This window comes from Pseudoduganella sp. jia 12 (genome assembly GCF_055502675.1).
The window spans coordinates 671863-690651 of record NZ_JBUXKP010000003.1 but is presented as its reverse complement, the minus strand read 5'-3'; the positions used below and the strand labels follow the sequence as shown (position 1 = coordinate 690651).

At 63.9% G+C, this 18789-nt stretch carries 18 protein-coding genes; 11 read left to right on the top strand and 7 right to left on the bottom strand.

Translation table 11 applies throughout. The features are described 5' to 3' along the window. Nucleotides 1-825: 825 nt before the first annotated feature. The 5 genes from ACY65G_RS09230 (at nt 826) to ACY65G_RS09210 (ending at nt 3866) form a co-directional block, all read left to right on the top strand. Nucleotides 826-1317, top strand: a complete 492-nt coding sequence (locus ACY65G_RS09230; RefSeq protein ID WP_464997049.1) for an Hcp family type VI secretion system effector — start codon at nt 826-828, stop codon at nt 1315-1317. A 12-nt stretch (nt 1318-1329) separates the two neighbouring features. Then, nucleotides 1330-1758, top strand: a complete 429-nt coding sequence (locus tag ACY65G_RS09225; protein ID WP_464997048.1) for a hypothetical protein — start codon at nt 1330-1332, stop codon at nt 1756-1758. Next, a complete protein-coding gene (locus ACY65G_RS09220; protein ID WP_464997047.1) occupies nt 1755-1946 on the top strand; it encodes a hypothetical protein in 192 nt (63 codons plus the stop codon). The genes ACY65G_RS09225 and ACY65G_RS09220 overlap by 4 nt, the downstream gene beginning before the upstream one ends. A 1245-nt stretch (nt 1947-3191) precedes the next feature. Then, nucleotides 3192-3632, top strand: a complete 441-nt coding sequence (locus tag ACY65G_RS09215) for a Tse2 family ADP-ribosyltransferase toxin (RefSeq protein WP_464997046.1) — start codon at nt 3192-3194, stop codon at nt 3630-3632. Nucleotides 3633-3641: 9 nt separating this feature from the next. Next, a complete protein-coding gene (locus tag ACY65G_RS09210) occupies nt 3642-3866 on the top strand; it encodes a Tsi2 family anti-toxin (protein WP_464997045.1) in 225 nt (74 codons plus the stop codon). A gap of 123 nt (nt 3867-3989) precedes the next feature. On the opposite strand, the gene ACY65G_RS09205 is transcribed toward ACY65G_RS09210, so the two are convergent. Next, nucleotides 3990-6056, bottom strand: a complete 2067-nt coding sequence (locus ACY65G_RS09205; protein WP_464997044.1) for a LamG-like jellyroll fold domain-containing protein — start codon at nt 6054-6056, stop codon at nt 3990-3992. A 226-nt stretch (nt 6057-6282) separates the two neighbouring features. Here ACY65G_RS09205 and ACY65G_RS09200 point away from each other — a divergent pair, with 226 nt between their 5' ends. From ACY65G_RS09200 to ACY65G_RS09190, 3 genes are read left to right on the top strand one after another with little or no spacing between them, the layout of a single operon-like run. Continuing rightward, a complete protein-coding gene (locus tag ACY65G_RS09200; RefSeq protein WP_464997043.1) occupies nt 6283-6975 on the top strand; it encodes a DUF4386 domain-containing protein in 693 nt (230 codons plus the stop codon). A gap of 27 nt (nt 6976-7002) precedes the next feature. Continuing rightward, a complete protein-coding gene (locus ACY65G_RS09195) occupies nt 7003-8049 on the top strand; it encodes a sensor histidine kinase (protein ID WP_464997042.1) in 1047 nt (348 codons plus the stop codon). Then, nucleotides 8046-8819 (top strand): LytR/AlgR family response regulator transcription factor, encoded by a 774-nt coding sequence (locus ACY65G_RS09190; RefSeq protein ID WP_464997041.1) that lies wholly within the window; start codon nt 8046-8048, stop codon nt 8817-8819. Before ACY65G_RS09195 ends, ACY65G_RS09190 begins: the two co-directional genes overlap by 4 nt. A 36-nt stretch (nt 8820-8855) precedes the next feature. Here the strand turns inward: ACY65G_RS09190 and ACY65G_RS09185 are convergent, their stop codons facing one another. Then, nucleotides 8856-9677, bottom strand: coding sequence for a hypothetical protein (locus ACY65G_RS09185; protein ID WP_464997040.1), 822 nt, complete (start codon nt 9675-9677; stop codon nt 8856-8858). A gap of 103 nt (nt 9678-9780) precedes the next feature. Next, entirely contained in the window at nt 9781-10224 is a 444-nt protein-coding gene (locus tag ACY65G_RS09180) for an Rrf2 family transcriptional regulator (RefSeq protein ID WP_464997039.1), read from the bottom strand. Nucleotides 10225-10320: 96 nt separating this feature from the next. Between ACY65G_RS09180 and ACY65G_RS09175 the strand changes: the two genes are divergently transcribed. Then, nucleotides 10321-11232 carry an NAD(P)/FAD-dependent oxidoreductase gene (locus tag ACY65G_RS09175; RefSeq protein WP_464997073.1) on the top strand — a complete coding sequence of 304 codons (912 nt, stop codon included), beginning with the start codon at nt 10321-10323 and terminating at the stop codon, nt 11230-11232. A 7-nt stretch (nt 11233-11239) separates the two neighbouring features. Here ACY65G_RS09175 and ACY65G_RS09170 read toward each other — a convergent pair whose 3' ends face one another. The 4 genes from ACY65G_RS09170 to ACY65G_RS09155 form a co-directional block, all read right to left on the bottom strand. Beyond that, nucleotides 11240-11779, bottom strand: coding sequence for a c-type cytochrome (locus ACY65G_RS09170; protein ID WP_464997038.1), 540 nt, complete (start codon nt 11777-11779; stop codon nt 11240-11242). Beyond that, on the bottom strand, nt 11766-13070 hold the full coding sequence (gene soxC, locus ACY65G_RS09165) for a sulfite dehydrogenase (protein WP_464997037.1): 1305 nt from the start codon (nt 13068-13070) through the stop codon (nt 11766-11768). Before soxC ends, ACY65G_RS09170 begins: the two co-directional genes overlap by 14 nt. A 142-nt stretch (nt 13071-13212) precedes the next feature. Continuing rightward, nucleotides 13213-13611 (bottom strand): limonene-1,2-epoxide hydrolase family protein, encoded by a 399-nt coding sequence (locus ACY65G_RS09160; protein WP_464997036.1) that lies wholly within the window; start codon nt 13609-13611, stop codon nt 13213-13215. A gap of 25 nt (nt 13612-13636) precedes the next feature. Beyond that, entirely contained in the window at nt 13637-14386 is a 750-nt protein-coding gene (locus tag ACY65G_RS09155; protein WP_464997035.1) for a 3-oxoacyl-ACP reductase family protein, read from the bottom strand. A 190-nt stretch (nt 14387-14576) separates the two neighbouring features. Between ACY65G_RS09155 and ACY65G_RS09150 the strand changes: the two genes are divergently transcribed. Both ACY65G_RS09150 and ACY65G_RS09145 read left to right on the top strand, forming a co-directional pair. Next, the gene (locus ACY65G_RS09150; RefSeq protein ID WP_464997034.1) at nt 14577-15500 is read left to right on the top strand and encodes a LysR family transcriptional regulator; all 924 of its coding nucleotides are present in this window, start codon (nt 14577-14579) and stop codon (nt 15498-15500) included. 131 nt (nt 15501-15631) lie between these two features. Continuing rightward, entirely contained in the window at nt 15632-18691 is a 3060-nt protein-coding gene (locus ACY65G_RS09145) for a DUF6298 domain-containing protein (RefSeq protein WP_464997033.1), read from the top strand. Nucleotides 18692-18789: the final 98 nt, after the last annotated feature.

Below are 18789 nucleotides of genomic sequence, written 5' to 3'. Positions count from 1 at the left end.
TAGTAGTGCCACGTCGATCACTCCGGTTCCCCACTCAACTTGTTGAGCAGGATTGTGTCTTAAACGTGGGTCAGATTCACTTGCAAATTACTGGGTAAAGTGGGTCAGATTTCGCTGCAAATCAACATGCGGACAGTAGTCTTAGTATCAAATCATCCAACAGCCGCTAGTAGCGTCTCGAATACAGAGGTAGGTAGAAAGGTGGGTAAGCTTGTGGAAACGCGCGATTCTCAGAGGAGACTACTGCTGACACCGCTTCCGCCAGAAAACAAGCAAAAAGACCGCCTCGGCGGTCTTTTTGCTTTCTGGCGCAAGCGAGGAGGGCACCTGCGTGCCCTCCGGGTGAGATGCGAAGGGCGTGCGCTTGCAAGCGCAGCCCTGTTCGAATCGCCCATTTGTCGTCGAGGCGAAATTTCCGCTTCGCGGAAATTTCGCCGCAACGGCCTCGCGCGCCGTGGGCGCGCGCTTCACTCCGTTCAATGCGCCGGCTGTCGCCGGCTTGCCGGCGGCGGTCCGCCGCTCCAAGCGACGCGGCGGAGCCGCGGAGCGCTCCGCTTGCGACCTCAACTATGGTGTCACCGGGCGACCGACAATCCAATCGAACGCAATCAACCGCTTCCCGCTCGAGCGGATGCTGACTCAAGATGGTAACGGGTTAACTCGACACGACTCACCATCTGGGCGCAGTCGATTCGATATCCCACAAGCCCTTCAATTCAATAAGTCAACAAGCATTGATGCTCGTCGTTGACTCGTCTGGCTAAAACCAAACGCCCTCTTGTTTAGCCGGACAAAAATCTTGTTGAACATACAACGGAGGATGTCATGGCGAACGACGCATACTTGCAAATTGACGGGATCAAGGGAGAATCTGCTGACCAGAAGCACAAGGATTGGATAGAGGTGTCCAATGTCCTTTACGCGGTCCATCAGCCGAGAGCCAACGTGGTATCGACTGGTGGGGGCCATACGAGCGGTAGAGCTGAACTTTACCCCATCGCCTTTCAAAAAATTGCCGACTTAGCCTCCCCCGTTTTACTACAGACTTGCGCAACAGGGAAAACTCTACCGAAAGCGATTCTTGAGTTCATGAGGGCAGATGGCAACGGCAATCCCATTACATATTTCCGGATTGAGCTGGAAAACCTTTTGATTGCAAGCATTACGCCTGACAGTGGAGAGAGCGGAATCATTAGCGAACGAGTACAGCTGGCATACGCAAAAATCAAGTGGAACTACATACGCCAGTCCATCAGTGGGGGAGCACAAGGTAATACGTCCGGTGGCTGGGATTGCTCAGCCAATCGAATTTGCTGATCGGGGGACCATATGGCCCTGCCTTTTAATGGTGCTCAAATGCTGGTCTGCCCGGTCGAAACGTCCGACTTCCAGCACACTTGTGCTGTCGTTGTATCAGGCGATGGCATCAATGCCTGTGGGCATGCGCTACTACACATCGGTGGCAGTTGGAGCTGGTATGTCCATATCGCTGGTTTCTACAAAGTTCCGAAGTTCATGAACGAGGATGGCTATAAGCGCTATTTGAAAGAGAACGGAAAACGCGAAATTCGCCGCTGGCCTACCAACCTGCCTAACCCACAAGGCGCCCATGATAAATTGCATGAGCTGATAGAGAAGCCATGGTTATGGGGCGTTATAGCTCATAACTGCGCATCCTTTGTAGAGGAAGTTGTGCATGCAGGCGGTAATAAGGCCGGCGTTTATCTGAATTGCCCTGTCGTAGAGCCGTTCGCATGAAAAGCGCATTTATTTCACTCGGCGTTGCCTTATTAGTGATTTTGATTATTTATTTTTCTATTTTTCTGTTCGATCCCGGAATGAATATTGAAAAGGCGTTTAATATTATTATCCTTTCATTCGTCGGGTCGGCAGTTCTTACAGCACTGGTGTTAAGGCTACGAGGCCGTCGTGGCAAGTGGCAGTGATCGAACCCACAACGCGTAGCAAAAAGACCGCATCGGCGGTCTTTTGCTTTCTAGCGCAACGGCCTCGCGCGCCGTGGGCGCGCGCTTCACTCCGTTCAATGCACCGGCTGGCGCCGGCTTGCCGGCGGCGGTCCGCCGCTCCAAGCGACGCGGCGGAGCCGCGGAGCGCTTCGATTGGCGTCCTCGCCTCTATCACCGGAGCAGCGCCGGCGTCTCGCATATGGCCAAAGTAAATCCGGACGAACACCAGGTAACGGAGATCTTTTACCCGCCGGTGTTCAGTCCAGCATCGATTATCCCGGCTTATGCTGAACGGCTATGAATTCGCTGCAAATCGCCAGCCGGTGCGTGTGGAACAAGTGTTGACCAGCCGGGCGTGAGGATGGTCGACGATAGACGAAACGCTCAACGCTTCGGGCCCACAAGAGCGTGAATGACGCTCCTGATTGCGCGGCCAATCCACGAACGGCTGGCACCCTCGACCGGGCGGTTTCTCGCTTCCGCGCCACACGTACAATGACCGCCCCATGGGTCGAATCGCAAGCAAGAGTCCGCGCACTCATATATTTTCCGGTCAGTCACTATATTGCTAGTTGCTAAAAAATACATATACTTGCATAATGCAAATGATATTGCAATTGGTAAATTTTACTTTCGAATTGGAAGTATCGACGGTTGAGACAGTTGAATGTGACCTTGGGCCGTATTTCCTCTGCGGAACGAGAGGAGCATCGAGAACAGACCGATGCCGATCAACCTCGCAGCCAGTGCGATGCGGCGCCTGCCGATGAGCTTCGAGCCAGCACTTCCCCTCGATCTGCCTGCAGGAACAAGCATCCGGCAACCTTGATGCCTTTGCAAACGCAACATTTGCTGATGAATCGCAGTCGCTGCCGTCAATTGCCTTCCTGAGCGCTGACTCTGGCGAAGGCTCCATACACCACGCCCTGGGCGCTATCCGGGAAAAGCTTTGCTCCAGCCGACGGACGGCCCCTTGTTGTGGAAAGAACACATCGCATTGGATGGCTGCGTATGGCAGGCCAGAAAGTTGTGGCGTTGCTTGCGACCGCCGCCACCGGCGCTAGAATGAATTGAGGATCGGTCCATTCCGGACGGCACATTTCATCAGCTGGTTCCATGGCATGGTCGACCAGGCGTGGGCTGGCTGTCGAGCCCATCGCACCATCATGAACATTGAAGGGGATTCAGATGGCTACAACAGCGTGCGACCTGTACAAGGCAGTGATGGACAAGAAGTTCAAGGACATCGAAGTCGGCACCTATCCTGGCGATGGAGTACTGTATCCCCGGTGGCAGGAAACCCAGTACTACAGCAACAAATTGCGCCGGATGGTCATTAGCAAGGCGGACGTCACCGTCATCGTCGGCGAAGAGGGCGAGCCGGAAGTCGAGACTGGCGGGGGAACATCATTGCACGATGTAGCCGGCTGGTTTCCAAACAAGGATTTCTGGATTCCGGCAGGCACGCCATACAGCGACGAACTGGTGATCAAGAGAGATGAAAAGGAAAAGAGGAGTGCCTATAACAGTAGCGTCAAGGGCTATCACTACCAGATCGAATGCAAGACGAGAATGACCATCCTGACGATGAGGGGCTACCTCGACAACATGGCCCGTGCCGCTGTGGTACGCCAGTGCGAACAGGCTGCCAGCGAAAGAAAATAAGGTGCCGATATGCCCGAAATCAGCGTAGAGGCATTGATTGTCTCGATCCAGGCCGTGGCCGCGGAATTGCGCGTGCTGCGGGAAGCCGCGCGAAAAGGTGAACTTGAAGCGGAAGAATACGCATTGCTCGAAGAGCACCAGAGCGCTGCCGACAACCTGGAGCGGGCTTACGACAAACTAGCTATGACCATATTGAACCTGCCTCCCTACGAGGAACTCGTGCGTGACGAATAAGAGATCGCTCATGCAATGCAGGCCCCCTGAATCAGCCGTTCGGAGCGGCGAAACGCTCCGAACGGCATCCGGCCGACGTTGCGCGCATCGTGCGGTGGGACAGTGCGGCGGAGCAATGAGTCTTCAACTCGCCCTGGCCGTCAGCCACTGAGCCGTCACCAACGGCTTCGCCACAACCCGAATCTCCCCAATCGCCCCCAAGAAACCATCCACGGCCCCCTCATCATCCCAATACCCCGCCCCCACATTCCACGGCATCCCCAGCGACGCCAGCCCAACGTTATCGATCGTATTGCGCAACACCGGCGCCCCCTCGACATACATCGTCGTCTCCTTCGTCACCGGATCATTGACGACAGCGATGTGCAGCCATGTATCGAGCAAAATCTCCCCGGACCAGTTCGTGCGGGGCGATAGCGAAGCGGCCTGTTGCGGCATTACCTCCCACTGCACCTCGCGCAGATTGGAAATGGCAAACACCATCGGCGGCGCTTCCGGATCGCCGCCACCGGCACCGGGCACATCGCCCCGGCGGCCCTTGCGCGACATGATATTCATCCACGAATTCTTTGCGGCAGTCCACGTTGCGTCCAGCTTGACGAAGGCTTCGATCGTGTAGCCCGTGGTGAACGTGGCATCGTTGATGGCAGCCGCGGCATCGGTCAGGAAGTAGCTCAGGCGCTTGCCACCGGCATTGCGGAACTGAATGCTACCCGGTGCGGACGACAGCCTGTGCTTGTCGGCACTCCACAGCAGGTCGTCCAGCTGCGCCAGGTTATCCGCGGGCGCATTCAGTGAGGCGCGTACCAGTGCATTGTTATTGCCGGATTTGTCGGCAATGATGGCTCCCGCGGCAACCGCACTGCCGGCGGCGCCTCCCGTGAAGCGCCAATGCGCGGCGGTTTCGGCCACGTGCGGGTAGTCGTCGGCATTGGCTGGCAGACGGGCGGCTGCGGGTGGGGTACCCGTAAAGCCATCCATGATCTGCGCCCTGACCGCGGCGGCGAGCACGGTGTTGCCGGCCGCGGCGGCCTTGAATCCCGGAGCAAAGCGCGCGAAGCGCCTTGCGAAATCCATCTTGATGGTGAATTCGTTGTTTGCATCAGTCAGCATCACCTGGTCGAACTCGTTCAATGTCGCCACCGGCTTGCGCTTTACCCACGGCGAAAACGACAGCGCCCTGATTTCATTGTTGGTCAGGTCGAATTCGTAGAACCGCAGCAGGCCATTGCCGCCCTGGTAAGCCATCTGGTAATCGACCACCATTTCTTCGACCGCGTTGCCGAAATCGTTGGTCTTGGTGATGCGCGCCGAGCCGTGGTGGTGGCCGTTCACCGTCATGAAGATCTGGTCGTTATCCCTGATCAGCCTGTCCCACAACATCAGGCCATAATCGACTTCGAGCGCATCCACACCGTTGTTGGCAATGGCAATCAACTGGTGATTGACCAGGATAGCCGGCAGGGCAGGGTGGTCCTTCAATACCTGGCGCGCCCAGGCAATGCCCGCGTCGGATACACGCCACGACAGCGACAGCACCAGGAACCGCTGTCCCTCCGCCGTAAAGATATGGTATTCGTGAAAACCGCTCCCATCCCGCGCACCGAAGGTTTTCTGCTTCGCTGCGCGGTCCTTGCCGAACCATTTCAGGTAGGGCTCGTTAGCGAGGTTGCGGGTCGCATCGGTACCGCCGACGGGATCGTGCTCATAGCCCACATCGGACAACACGTCGTGATTGCCCGCCAATACGGAGTAGGGCACGCCTTTCGTTTCCAGTATCTGCATCGCGGCATCGGCAATCTCCCACTGCTGGGTCTTGCCAACCTGGTCGACGATATCGCCCACATGGATGACGAACGGGATCTTGAAAGCCGCCGCATGATCCGCGAGCCATTGCGTCTGCGCGGCGTACGGCGTGCTGCCATAGCGCTTGTCGAACTGGTTGCCGGTTTCCGCCGTCGCATAGCGCGAGTAGAACTGCGTGTCGGGCAGCACCGCCAGGCCGAAACTGGAAATCATGGCAGGGGTCACCGGAGATACAGGAGGGGTACTGCCGGCATCCGGTGCAGTGACAGGATCATTCCCGCCACCGTCGCCGCCGCACGCGGTGAGCAGGCCAAAAGGCGCAATCGATACGCCCGCGAGTATGAGCTGACGACGACGTGGTTTGAAATCCGTGGGCTTCGACATGTGAACTCCGCTTCAACGAAAACGTCGAAGCTTAGCCAGCGAATGTTACAGGGGCATGATGACATATTGCATCATTTCGACGGTAGCCATCGACCCGGACCAACCGGTACCACGGGCCGTCGCGCCCCACCGCGCTTCATCCCGCCCCACCGTGCCTCGTCGCATCCCGGCTGCACGCACCCACCGCGCCCGCCATACTTGCCCCACCATCCAGCAAGGAGCGCCAATGATCACCGAAACCAACCTGGGCCGCCTGATCGGCCTGATGATGCTGCTATCCATGGCCGCCGCAACGACCGGCTTTTTCGCCATATTGCCCCCAGCGTTCGAGGCCCCGGGCTACCTGGTCAGCGCAGCAGAACATGCCAGCAACGTACGGGCGGGCGCCATGCTGGTTCTGCTGCCAGCAGCCCTGATGCTGTGCATCGTGCTGGCAGGATGGCGAGTGTGGCACCGGCAAGGCGAACGCGTGCCGCTCGCCCTGCTCGCATTGGCGGCAACGGGGCTGGCGGTCACCGTCGTCGAGCAGGCCATGCTGCTGGCAATGTTATCCTTGAGCCAGGCCCATGCCGGTGCCGCCGCGCCACAGCAGGCCATGTTCCATGCCGCCCAGGTGTTCGCGGGCAGCGCGCGCTATTGGGTTCACTATCTCGCACTATTTTTGAGCGGAGCCGCCAGCTTGACCCTGTATGCCCTGTTGTTCCGTTCCCGCCTGCTGCCGCGCGCCTTGCCTGCCTTCGGTATGGCGGCGGTTGCGCTGCACCTGGTGGCGATCCTGCTGCACGTGGCGGGCCAGCCGTTCAACTTCACGCTGGTGGCGCCCGCCGGCCTGAGCCAGCTTGCCACCGGCTGCTGCCTGCTGGCGCTGGGCTTTCGCCCGCGGCAGGCAGCGCGTGAGCGCAGCATGGCCGCGGCCTGACCCTTGGCGACGACCATCGCACCGGTAATGCCTTTCGACGCCAGCACGCTGCTGCGGCGCGTCGTCGTCGGGACCCTGGTCGCCACGCTGGCATGCGGACCGCTTGGCCTGTCGTTCGATGCGCTACCCCGGCTATGGATGCGTGCCGTCACGCTCGGGCTGATGGGGGTGCTCGTGTTTTCCTTGCTGGAGCGCTGGCCGCGCCGGTTGCCGAAGCGGGTGGCGCGTTGGGCACTGCAGGTGGGCGGCGTGGCGCTGGTCATGCCGTTCACAACGCTCGCATGCTATCTCGCCTCGACCGAACCCGGTGCTCTACCATTCTGGGCGGACCCGGAGCGGCTTTCCGGCTTCATGCTCCTTACCCTGGCGGGCTTGCTGCTGGGGCCATGGACGGCGGTGGCGGCGCTGGTGCGCCAGAAGGATGCGCTGGTGCGGCACCAGGCGCTGGCCTTCGACCTGGAACGCAGCGAACTGGCGCGCCAGGCCCTCGATGCGCGCCTGAAGCTGATGCAGGCACAGGTCGCGCCGCACTTTCTGTTCAACACGCTGGCCAATGTGCAGGCGCTGGTCGATGTCGGCTCGCCGCAGGCGCCGGTGGTGCTGCGCAGCCTGACCGCCTATCTGCGTGCGGCCGTGCCGCAACTGCGCGATGGCGGCGATACCCTGGAGCAGGAGGTCCGCCTAGTGGAGGCTTACCTGGCGCTGATGCACATGCGCATGCCGGACCGCCTGCGCTATTCGCTGCATGTCGACGCATCGCTCGGCACCGTGCGCTGTCCGGCGATGACCCTGCTCACCCTCGTCGAGAACGCCGTGCGCCATGGCATCGATCCGGGCGAGGAGGGCGGCACCATCGATATCGCCATCGAGCGGCATGGCACGCGCTGCCTGGCCCGCGTTACCGATACCGGCGTCGGCTTCAGCGGATCGGGCCTGGCCGGTACCGGGCTGGCCACCCTGCGCGAACGCCTCGCACTGACGTTTGCCGGCGATGCCCAACTGCGCCTGGCGGCGCGCCAGCCCCACGGCGTGTGCGCCGAAGTGGAATTCCCCGCAATCGGGAGCCAGTCATGAACCACCCGACCGCATTGATTGCCGACGATGAACCGCTGCTGCGCGATGCGCTGGCGCGGCAGCTGGCCCAGGCGTGGCCCGAGCTGCGCGTGGTGGCGCAGGCCCGCAACGGCCGCGAGGCCATCGAGCAGTTCGAAGCGCTGGCGCCGGACATCTGCTTCCTCGATGTGCACATGCCGGGGATCTCGGGCGTGGAGGCGGCCAGCCGGATCGGCCGGCGCGCCCATCTCGTCTTCGTGACGGCGTATGACCAGTACGCGGTGCAGGCATTCGCGCATGGCGCACTGGATTACCTGGTGAAGCCGGTGGAGATGGCGCGCCTGGCCGACACGGTGGCGCGCCTGCGGGAACGCCGGGCGGCCGCGCAACCCGCCGCGCAAACCGAAGCGATACTGCAGCAACTCGCTGCGCAACTACGGCGCGATGCGCCGCCACGGCCATTGAACTGGATCTACGCCCAGGCGGGCCAGACCCTGCGCCTGATCCCGGCCGACCAGATCGACTACCTGCGCTCGGACACCAAGTACACGGCGGTGGCGTGGCGCGACGAAGGCAAGCCCGCCGAGGCGCTCGTGCGCACGCCGCTGAAGGACTTGCTGGCCCAGCTCGACGCCGATCTTTTCGTGCAGGTGCACCGCGCCGTGGCCGTCAACCTGCGCGCCGTCAGCCACATCACGCGCGGCAGCGAGACCGCCACGATCCACCTGAAGCATCGGGCCGAGTCGCTGCCGGTGAGCCGGAGTTTCGTTCATCTGTTCCGGCAGATGTAAGGGAAGAGGGCAATTCCATCCCACGGGAAAAGGGCCTTATCGAGGCACGAGCTTGAAACTCAATTCAACCTTCTCTGTCCACTGCGTCTCGCTTCCCGGCTTGCTGTACACCTTGGTTCCCGCATAAGTCCAGGCATTTCGCCCGGGACTGGTCGCCACACCCAGGTGGAACATCGCAGGGAACTTCTGGATCCCGTCATAAAACTGCTTGTCGAACGCTTCCGCCGGTTCCTGCCCCAGCTTCGGGAACAGGTCGTAATCCCGCTTGAACATGGGCTTCCGGTCCGACGGATTCGGCTCCAGCAAACTGAGCCCCATCAGGTTCCCTTCCGTGCCCATCTCGGTCACGGCGCCCGTGGTATGGGTGGATTTCACGACCATGTTGCCTTCCATCGGCGTATTGAAGCGCAAGTGAATCTCATCGCCAACGCCCAGCTTGGACTTGGCAATCCGGATCTCGTACTCGCCAAGCTTCCCGGTCCATGAGCTGTCGCCACGCGTCTTGACGATGGCATTACTGTCCGGATCGTCCAGCGCCAGCTGGCCCGTTTCCGAGATCGTTCCGCTCATCTGCATGGGCGAACCACCTTCGGTCGTGAAGTCGAGGTCATCGCCGCTTTCATCCACCTGGACGGGTTGGTCGATCTTCCCCAGCAAGACCATCTTGCGGGTCAGGAAGGGTGTGCCCGACTTTCCGTTGATCGCATAATCCTCGGTGATCGACAGCGTGCCGACCAGCCGCTGCAAGGCGGGCGCCGGCGTGGAAGCAGGGGCTTCCCCGGCAGTTTCTTCGTCGGCTTTGGGGCTGCAGCCGAGCAGCGTACAAGCGGCAACGGCGATAGCGAATACGGATTTCATACATCCCTTCCAAGATGATCTCGACAGCCGCTATTGTATTATCAATAAGGCATCGAAAATCAGCAGGGGAGCTTGGCGGCGCAATGTATTTTCTGAAGCCGTACTAGCGTCCTGCGCGTCCCACCTTCCGGGCCTGCGCCTTCACTGTCTTCGCCAGATCCGCCAGGGTCACCCGGCCGAACCGCTCCAGCAGCATCCGCTCCGCCTCCCGCATGGCATCGCCAAGCTCCGCGTTGACAGCCCGCTCGACGAGGCAATCGGCATGTTCATCCGTGGTCCCCAGCGCAAACACGGGCGGATCGCCCAGCGCATGGTGGATATCGAGCAGTGTGATCTCGCCCAGCGGCCGCGCCAGCGCCCAGCCGCCGCCGTGCCCCTTGCCCGACTGGACGTAACCCTGTTCGCGCAGGCCGGCCATCGTGCGGCGCACCACGACGGGATTCGTGTTCAGCATCGCGGCGATGGTTTCCGACGTGGCGGGGGCGTCCAGGCTGTCCATGTGGATCAGCACGTGGAGCATGCGGGAAAGGCGGCTGTCGTGTCTCATGCCCGGATCATAGCAAATGCCGGCATACGTAACTAATGCAGTTGCATGATATCGATTTTGCGTTATCATGTAACTCCATAAAGTACATAAGGAGCGATCATGTTCGATGCGATCATCGTTGGCGGCGGCTTTGCCGGCCTGTCCGCCGCACTGCAACTGGCGCGGGCGCGCCGCAGCGTGCTGCTGGTGGATGCGAACCAGCCGCGCAACCGCTTTGCCGCCACCGCGCACGGCTTCCTGGGCCATGACGGCAAGCCGCCGCGGCAGATCCGCGCGGAGGCGCGGGAGCAGTTGAAACGCTATCCCACTGTGACGTTCGCGGACGGCGCGGCCACGGCGGCGATCCAGTCCAACGGCGGCTTCCTCATCGAAATCGGGGGCGACGGCGAAGCCGGCACGCGCCAGGAAAGCGCGAGGCGCCTCGTGCTGGCGACCGGCGTGCGCGACGAGTTGCCGTCATTGCCGGGGTTGAAGGAACGCTGGGGCCACACCGTCATCCACTGCCCGTACTGCCACGGCTACGAAGTGGCCGGACAAACGCTGGGCATCCTGGGGGGCGATGCGATGGCCTCGCACAAGGCGGCGATGATTCCGGACTGGGGGCCGGCGATCCTGTTCACGCAGGGCGGCCCGGAGCCGGAAGGGGATGAGGCCGCACTGCTGGCGGCACGAGGCGTGGCGATCGAGCGCACGCCGGTCGTTGCGCTGCTGGGCAACGCGCCCGCCCTGGACGGTGTGTGCCTGGCCGACGGCCGGGTGATCGCACTGGGCGCGCTGTTTGTCTCGCCACAAACAAAGCCAGTCAGCCCGCTTGCTGCCCAACTGGGCTGCGCATTCGACGACGGCCCGTTCGGACCATACCTGCGCGTCGACGAACGCAAGCAGACCACGGTGAGCGGCGTATTCGCGGCCGGCGACGCGGCAACGCCGATGCACAGCGCCACGCTGGCATCGGCGGCCGGTGTGCTGGCCGGCGTGCACGCGCACCAGTCGCTGATATTCGGCTAGGCCGCGCTTATTTCACGACGGCCCGGAACCCGTTCCGGTTCGGCATGTTGATGGCGGCCAGCGACGCGGCATCGAGCACCGCATCGGCGCCCACGATCCCGTTCAGGTGCAGCGTGTAGGCGGTGACTGCGTACACCTCGTCGGCGGTCAGCGATTGCGGGCTGTCCTGCGGCATGGCGCGCCGGATGTAGTCGAACAGCGTGGGCGCATACGGCCAGTAGCTGCCCACGGTCAGCACCGGCGCTTTCGTCGCCAGCGTGCCCTGTCCGCCGGCCAGCCGCGGCGCCAATCCCTTTTCGCCGTTCGCGCCGTGGCACGCCAGGCAGCGCGCCTCGTAGATCGCCCGGCCCCGGGCCACGGTTCCCGAGCCGGCCGGCAGGCCGGTGCCGTCGGCGCGCACGTCGATGTCCCAGCCGCGCACCTGTTCCGCGGTGGGCGTCGTTCCAAGCCCCAGGCGTTGCGCCGGCGCTGTCGGCGTACATGCGGCCAGCGCAGCGGCACCCAGGCCCAGCAAGGCCAGCGATTTCAACACCTCAAACGTGCACATTGGTGACCTCGCCATTGGATGCCACCTGCCAGCTCTGGATGGCGTTGTAGTGATAGGCCGAGTTCTGGCCGTCCGCGGCGATCAGTGCGGCGCGGGTGGGCTGCACGTTCCCCGCGTCGTCCACCGCGCGGCTTTGCAGGATCGCTTCCTGGCCCGACCACGCCCACGGGAAGCGAAAGCGCGTCAACGCCTTGGGCTGCACGGGCCCTTCGAGCACGGCGGCCTGCCAATGGCGTCCGCCATCGACCGATACTTCCACGCGGGCGATGCGCCCATGGCCGCTCCAGGCCAGGCCCGTGATTTCGCGGAAGCCGTGGCCGTCGAGTACCTGGCGCGCCGATGGCGCGGTGATCACCGATTTCACGCCCATCGCAAAGGTGAACTGGCGCGCCGTACCGTCCGGCATCAGGTCGGTGTACTTGGCGGTTTCCTCGCGCGTGTGGAAGGGCGCATCGCCCACCTTCAGGCGGCGCAGCCACTTGATGCTCATGTTGCCTTCGAAGCCCGGCAGCAGCAGGCGCAACGGGTAGCCCTGCTCGGGGCGCAGCATCTCGCCGTTCTGGCCGTAGACCAGCAGCGCATCGTCGAGCGCCTTGGCCAGCGGCACGCTGCGCGTCATCGCCGCGGCGTCGGCACCTTCCGCCAGTATCCAGCTGGCGGAAGGCAGCAGGCCCGCTTCGGCCAGCACGTCGGCCAGGCGCACGCCGGTCCATTCCGCTGCGCTGAGCAGGCCGTGGATGTCCTGCACGGTGCCTTTGCCGGGCGCCTTCGCTTCGGCCATGCTGTTGCCCGAGCACTCGATGAAATGGGTGCGCGACACGGCGGGAAAGCGCATCAGCGTCTTCATGTCCAGCAGCAGCGGGCGCTCGACGAGGCCGTGCACCATCAGCCTGTGCTGCGCGGGGGCGATCGCGGGCACGCCGGCATGGTGACGTTCGAAGAACAGGCCATTCGGCGTGGTGGTGCCGAACAGGTTTTGCAACGGCGTGCGGGTGGCGGTGGGGAAGGGCGGCGGCGTATCGGGCAGCTTGCGCAGCACGTGCTTTTCAAAGGGCGACGGCAGCCCGTACGCGGGGTTCAGGAAGCCGGCGCCAGGCTCGCGCATCCATTGCGGCACATTCGGTGGCAGATTCGGTGGCACGTTCGCCGTTGCAGCAGCCTTTACTGCGCCAGGCAATGCGGCCACGCTGCCGGCGGCGGCCAGCGAAGCCGCGGCGCCGCGCGCGATGAAGCCGCGCCTGCGCGGTGATGCCAGCGCCGGCGCTACGGCTTCCGGTCGATCGTCGTCCATCGGAACCTTTCCTCAGCGATTGTGGAGCTGGCAATTTTGCGCTGGCAGCAAAGGCCCGGTCAACGGATCGGCTAGACCAAGTTCAGATAAGCTCATGCGGTGCGCGCATGGCATCACTGCTGCATCGTCGAACAGCGCGCCATCAGGCCGGCCGTATCTTGCCCAGCTGCCTGTCGAAATCGGCCGGGTCGAAATAGTCGCGCCACACCGTGATCTTGCCGCCTTCCACGGTGAGCGTGCCCATCACCGGCAGCGTGATCGTGCCGCCATGCCGATGGTGGAAGATATCGATCCGTTCGTTGAGCACCACGTTGCCGCTGGCCGCGATGTGGACGATCCGCCAGTCCAGCAGGAACTCGGTGCCCACGCCGAAGCCGCGGTGGAAATCGCCGACCGCATCGCGACCGACGATGTCCGGGAACGGCACATTGTCGTACAACACATCGTCCGACAGCATCCGCAGCGCTTCGTCGATGCGATTTGCGTTCCAGTGTGCGAAGAACTGCTCGGCGATCTGCAGCGGGGAGTCTGTGAGGTTCATGATGTTCTCCAGTGGTGGTGTGGAATCAGGCCGTGAAGCCGCCGTCGACGATCAGTTCCGCGCCGGTGACGAACGCCGCGTCGTCGGAGGCCAGGAAGGCCACCGCGCCGGCGATATCGCTGCCCGCGCCATAGCGGCCCATTGCGATGCCGGGCTTGACGAAATCCGCCACCGCGCCATCGGCCGGATTCATGTCGCTGTCCGTCGGACCGGGGTGGATCGTGTTCACCGTGATGCCTTTCGGGCCGAGATCGCGCACCAGCCCGCGCGTAAAGCCGGTGACCGCGCCTTTCGTGAGCGTGTAGGCGGAGGCGGTCGGGAATGCGGCGTACTGCACCATCGAGCTGCCGATGTGGATCACGCGGCCGCCGGTACCCATGTGGCGCAATGCTTCCTGCGTGGCGACAAATACGCCCGTCACGTTCACCGCGAGAATGCGCTCGAAGTCCTCGAAGGCGATATCGGTCGGCGCGCCCAGCACGCTGATGCCGGCGTTGTTCACGAGGATGTCGATCCGGCCGAACCGTTCCGCCACGCTGGCGACAGCCGCACGCACCGCCGCGGGATTGCCGGCGTCGGCCTGCAAGGCGATGGCGCGGCCGCCGGCGTCTTCGATCTCCTTGACGACGGCATCGGCCTTGTCCGGCGAGGCGTTGTACGTGATGGCGACCGTTGCGCCGTCGGCGGCGAGGCGTTTGGCGATCGCGGCGCCGATGGAGCGGCTGCCGCCGGTCACGATGGCGACTTTGCCCTGCAGGTTGGTACGAGTGTTCATGATGGCTGCCTTTCGATGTGGTTGGTTGATGAACAAAGTATGGGTCGTGCCGCTCTCAATGAGAACTAGGGCTCAAGTAGAATCAGTTTCAAGCAAACGTTGAAAGTAAAGCCAGCCTATTGAGGAAAGGCTTCGCAATGGCTGCTTGGGGCACCCTATAATCGGCTTCAAACAACTGTTGAAAGCTGTGATGGAGACCCTGTCGAATCTCGAGTCCTTCGTGCGCAGCGCCGAGGCGGCCAGTTTTTCCGCCGCCGCAAAGCGCCTGGCGCTGACACCGGCCGCCGTCAGTCGCAATGTCGCCCAGCTGGAGCGTAATCTCGGCGTCAAGCTGTTCCATCGCAGCACGCGTGGGTTACGGCTGACCGAATCCGGCGAAAGGTTCCTGGCATCGGTCTCGGATGGCCTCGACAGCATCCAGGGCGCCATTGCGGAGATCACAGCGAAGGCGGGACAGCCGGCGGGCACACTGAAACTGAGCGCCTCGCATGGTTTCGGTTGCCAATACCTGCTGCCGCTCATGCCGGCCTTCATCGCACGCTATCCCGCCGTCATGCCGGACTGGCATTTCGATAACCGCCAAGTGGACCTGGTGCGCGACGGGTTCGATGCAGCGGTTGGTGGCGGCTTCGACCTGCCGCCCGGCATCGTGGCCCGCGAGCTGTCACGCCTGCATATCGTCGCCGTCGCCACGCCGCAGTTCATGCGCGGCCGCGCCGTGCCGTCGGTGCCGGCCGACCTGGCCGACGTCGAGGGCGTGGTCATGCGGTCCGTCTTCAGCGGCCGCACCGTGCAGCGTTCGCTGCGCAACCGTGCCGGAGACACGCAGCTGTGCGAGCAGCGGCCCTGCATGACGGTCAACGATCCCGATGCCGTGCTGCGCGGCGTGCTGATGCACATGGGCGTGGGCCTGCTGCCCATGCCGCACATTCTGCGGCAGCTGGAAGACGGCAGTCTGATCAGGGTGCTGCCGGACTGGCACGAGCATGCCGGCACCATCTCGCTGTATTTCAGCGGGCAGAAATTATTGCCGGCCAAGACGCGTGCCTTCGTCGATTTCGTCCTCGAGCAGTTCCGCGAGCAGGACCTGGCGCGGCGCTTCCTCGCTGCCTGAACAGCACTTCGCCATGCCGCGATCGGCATGGCGGCTTTCAATCGCAGGGCGAACGCTCACCAAGTTGCGCGATCTTCCGGCTGTGCGGATGCTACCTTGGCTTACTCGTCGTTAGCCTCCAGCCAGAACGCATGACCGCCTTCCGACCCCTCCGTTTCACAGCCGTCGCCGTTGCCGCCGTCCTATATGTTTCCGCGTCGATCGCGACCATCCCGCCGGCACGAGGCGCCACCAGTTCCGCCACATACCCGGCCACGGCAACGGCACCGCACGTGGCCATCGACTTTTCCCATGCCGGCTATGGCGCGGGCGGCACCGTGCCGCGGGTGGAGGCGCCCACTCTGGTGGTGCAGCCGGGTGGCGGCGACGACACCGCACTGTTGCAGGCGGCGCTCGATGCGGCGGCGCGGCTGCCGCTGCGGGAGGATGGTTTCCGCGCCGTCGTCGAACTGGCCCCGGCACGCTTCCAGGTTGCCGGCCAGCTGCGCATGAACGCGGGCGGGGTCGTATTGCGCGGCGCCGGCATCGACCGCACGGTGCTGGTGGCAACAGGCCGCACGCGCCGTGCGCTGATCGTCGCGGGTGGCGGCGGGAATCCGTCGACCAGCGTCGTGGCAAGCGTGATCGACGACCACGTACCGGCCGGTGCGCTGGCGATGACGCTGTCGGGCACCGCCGGCCTGCGGCCCGGCGACCGCGTGGTGCTCACGCGGCCCAGCACGAAGGCGTGGATCAGGGATCTCGGCATGGATGCGTTGCCGGGCACCTTCGCCGCGATGCGTTACCACTGGCCCGCGAGGTCGCGCGACCTGGTGTGGGATCGCACCATCGTCGCCGTCGATGGCGGCAGCGGCAGCGTCACGCTCGACGCGCCGGTCACCACCGCGCTGGAACGGCGCTACGGCGGCGCGGTGCTGGCGAAGGTGACGGCCGATGCGCCGCCGCGGCAAATCGGTATCGAGGAACTGTTGATCGACAGCGAATATGACCGCGCCAATCCGCGCGACGAGGAGCACGCGTGGGACGGCATCGTGCTCGATCGCGTGGAGGATGCGTGGGTGCGCAAGGTGCGTGGGCGGCACCTGGTGGCATCGCTGGTGCGTGCCGGGCCGCGCGCCCGCCGCATCACGGTGGAGCATGCGGGCAATGTCGCACCGGTGGGCGAACCGGGCGGCTATCGCCGCATGGCCTTCCTGGTCGAGGGCCAGCAGGTGCTGGTGCAGCACTGCGTCGCGGAGGACGGCATGAACGACTTCGCCATCGGTTTCCTTGCCGCCGGCCCGAACGTGTTCCGCTCTTGCCGGGCCACCCGTGCGCTGGGCGCCAGCGGTGCCTATGAAAGCTGGGCCTCGGGCGTGCTGTATGAGGACATGCGGATCGAAGGGGCCGGCCTGCGCCTGGCCTTCGACCCGCACCGCGCCCAGGCCGGGGGCTGGACCGCCGCGAATGCCGTGGCGTGGAACGTGCGCGCGGACGAAGTCGCGGCCGGCGGACCGCCCGGCGCGCCGAATCTCATCGTGCGTTCCGATCAGCCGCTGTTCGGGGCGCAACTGACGCGGCGGCGTGGGGAAACGGTAGCCGCGCGCGTGCTGGCGGGCGCCACTGGCAATGGTGCTGCCGCGGGCAAGGCGCCGCGTATGCCGTTCACCGTGCCGAAGGAGGCCACGGGGGTGGCATCCACACGACTGCCCGCCGTCGCGCGGCCGGTCTCGATCCGCAACGGCCGATTCGTCGTGCGGGACGGTGCGAACGAGCGTGCGCTGTGGGGCGGCTCCGTCAACGATGCGTGGTGGCTGGGCCAGACGTCGCCCGCCAATGCGCTCGATGCGGGCATGAGCCTCACGCGGTTCGTTCCCGGCCGCGCCGGCCCGGGCCTTACCGAGGATCTCGAGGCACTGGCTGACCGCGTTGCCGCCCAGGGCACGCCGTTCTACCGCAGCGGCCCGGCGATCTGGTACGACCGCCGCCGCGACGACCACACGATCGCCACCCGGCTGGACGCCAATGTGTGGGCGGCCTTCTACGAACTGCCGTGGGCACGCAGCGGCAAGGGCACGGCGCAGGATGGGCTCAGCAAGTATGACCTCACGCGCTACAACCCCTGGTACTTCGACCGCATGAAGACGTTCGCGCGCCTGTGCGACGAGCGCGGCATCGTGCTGTACCACCACCTCTACAACAACCACAACCTGCTCGAAACGGCATCCCACTGGGCGGACTACCCGTGGCGCCCGGCCAACAACATCAACGACACCGGCCTGCCGGAACCGATGCCGCTCGAGCCGAAGGAGCGCGTGCACGTGGCGGACCAGTTCTACGACACGGCGAATCCGCGCCTGCGGGCGTTGCACCGGGCCTACATCCTGCATGTGCTGGACGAACTGGGCGCGCACGACAACATCGTCTTCGGGCTGTCGTTCCAGTATTCGGGCCCGCTGGCATTCCAGCGCTTCTTCCAGCAGACCGTCCTGGAATGGGAGCGCCGGCATGGGCGCCGCGTGAAACTGGTGCTCGACACCAGCAAGAACGTGACGGACGGGATCCTGGCCGATGTGGAACTGGCGCGCCAGGTTGCCGTGATCGACATGCGCTACTGGCACTACCTGCCCGACGGCAGCCTGTGGGCGCCGCAGGGCGGCCAGAACCGCGCCTTCCGCGAACTGCACCCGGCCGAATTCGGCGATCCCGGCACACCGGCGCTGGTGTATCGCCAGGTGCGCGAGTACGCCGCCGCGTATCCCGGCAAGGCGATCGTGGCATGGCACAGCGGTGTGGGCCAGATACCGGCGCTGATGGCGGGCGGTGCCCAGGTCATCACGCGCAACCCCACCGCGGGGCACGGGCAGGGCAGGGCGGTCGACCGCACGCCCCTCGACGGGTTCGTGCAGGAGCACCTGGCCACGACGCTGGCCGACATGCTGCCGCGCGACGGCTGGGCGCGGGATGCCGACCGCACGTGGGTGCTGGCCGACGATTCCGGCCGCAACGTGCTGGTATATTCGCTGGCCGGACCGGCGATCGGCCTGACCCGGGCCCTGGCGCCCGGGCGCACTACGAGGTATTCGGGATGGTGGTTCGATCCGCGCACCGGGCAAACCAGCGAAGCAAGCCTGCCAGCACACGCTCGCGAACCGGCCGAGGTGGCGAAGCCGGATGGGCGTGAGTGGTTGCTGCTGCTGCGGGCACGCTGACGCCGGTGGGGGCGTGGCAAGCCATTTGATAGTGATTCGCAAGTGGTAACAGCCTTTTATTTTTAGCAACAACGCATCTTGCCGGCAAAAGCAATACG

Bases quoted from the DNA above. Each gene is read 5' to 3' on its own strand.
- ACY65G_RS09145 (WP_464997033.1), top strand. From the start codon at position 15,632: ATGACCGCCTTCCGACCCCTCCGTTTCACAGCCGTCGCCGTTGCCGCC.
- soxC (WP_464997037.1), bottom strand. From the start codon at position 13,070: ATGGACGACGATCGACCGGAAGCCGTAGCGCCGGCGCTGGCATCACCG.
- ACY65G_RS09190 (WP_464997041.1), top strand. From the start codon at position 8,046: ATGAACCACCCGACCGCATTGATTGCCGACGATGAACCGCTGCTGCGC.
- ACY65G_RS09225 (WP_464997048.1), top strand. From the start codon at position 1,330: ATGGCCCTGCCTTTTAATGGTGCTCAAATGCTGGTCTGCCCGGTCGAA.
- ACY65G_RS09180 (WP_464997039.1), bottom strand. From the start codon at position 10,224: ATGAGACACGACAGCCGCCTTTCCCGCATGCTCCACGTGCTGATCCAC.
- ACY65G_RS09205 (WP_464997044.1), bottom strand. From the start codon at position 6,056: ATGTCGAAGCCCACGGATTTCAAACCACGTCGTCGTCAGCTCATACTC.
- ACY65G_RS09200 (WP_464997043.1), top strand. From the start codon at position 6,283: ATGATCACCGAAACCAACCTGGGCCGCCTGATCGGCCTGATGATGCTG.
- ACY65G_RS09220 (WP_464997047.1), top strand. From the start codon at position 1,755: ATGAAAAGCGCATTTATTTCACTCGGCGTTGCCTTATTAGTGATTTTG.
- ACY65G_RS09195 (WP_464997042.1), top strand. From the start codon at position 7,003: ATGCCTTTCGACGCCAGCACGCTGCTGCGGCGCGTCGTCGTCGGGACC.
- ACY65G_RS09150 (WP_464997034.1), top strand. From the start codon at position 14,577: ATGGAGACCCTGTCGAATCTCGAGTCCTTCGTGCGCAGCGCCGAGGCG.
- ACY65G_RS09170 (WP_464997038.1), bottom strand. From the start codon at position 11,779: ATGTGCACGTTTGAGGTGTTGAAATCGCTGGCCTTGCTGGGCCTGGGT.
- ACY65G_RS09160 (WP_464997036.1), bottom strand. From the start codon at position 13,611: ATGAACCTCACAGACTCCCCGCTGCAGATCGCCGAGCAGTTCTTCGCA.
- ACY65G_RS09155 (WP_464997035.1), bottom strand. From the start codon at position 14,386: ATGAACACTCGTACCAACCTGCAGGGCAAAGTCGCCATCGTGACCGGC.
- ACY65G_RS09210 (WP_464997045.1), top strand. From the start codon at position 3,642: ATGCCCGAAATCAGCGTAGAGGCATTGATTGTCTCGATCCAGGCCGTG.
- ACY65G_RS09215 (WP_464997046.1), top strand. From the start codon at position 3,192: ATGGACAAGAAGTTCAAGGACATCGAAGTCGGCACCTATCCTGGCGAT.
- ACY65G_RS09185 (WP_464997040.1), bottom strand. From the start codon at position 9,677: ATGAAATCCGTATTCGCTATCGCCGTTGCCGCTTGTACGCTGCTCGGC.
- ACY65G_RS09230 (WP_464997049.1), top strand. From the start codon at position 826: ATGGCGAACGACGCATACTTGCAAATTGACGGGATCAAGGGAGAATCT.